Source organism: Brucella grignonensis (assembly GCF_002252505.1).
In the GTDB taxonomy this organism is placed as follows: Bacteria; Pseudomonadota; Alphaproteobacteria; order Rhizobiales; family Rhizobiaceae; genus Brucella; species Brucella grignonensis.
The window spans coordinates 1-478 of sequence record NZ_NNRL01000099.1; the positions used below are offsets into that span (position 1 = coordinate 1).

The window sequence follows — 478 nt, forward strand, 5'->3', positions numbered from 1 at the left end:
GTCGTGCCGGCGCAGCCAGGCGAGGCAATCCCGCCTGCTCAAGCGCTTTTCGATCAGCGGGAAACGCTTGACCTGCCACGCCTCGAAACTCGGCTTGGCGCGCACAATCTCGTCCGTCGAGATGCCTATCCAGCATTCGACGACCGGAAAGGAGGGAGAGCGTTTGCGGGTAAGGCCCGCGAGATCGCGCACCTTCCGACGGATTGGAACAATCTTGTAGTCGGTGGTGCATTGGCGGCGGATCATGCCGATCGAGACGGTCCCCGTCGTCGTCTGGCGCGTGGCGACTTCGATGAGCTCGCCTTCATCGTCCTCGTCGAGGACCGGGACCACCGTGCCTGCCGGCGTGACGGTCTTGGCGAAGGCGGGGATCGAGGCCCAGCGATTGCCCTGCCCGGCCGCGATAAGCTGCTCGCGAATATTGCCGTCCGAAACAATATGGACCGGGAACGGCAGGACGTTGGGCGACATCAGCCAT

At 63.8% G+C, this 478-nt stretch carries 1 pseudogene; it reads right to left on the reverse strand.

Annotation, left to right across the window (positions count from 1 at the left end):
* Positions 1-478: pseudogene (locus CEV33_RS01350) on the reverse strand (hypothetical protein); the annotation flags it as partial.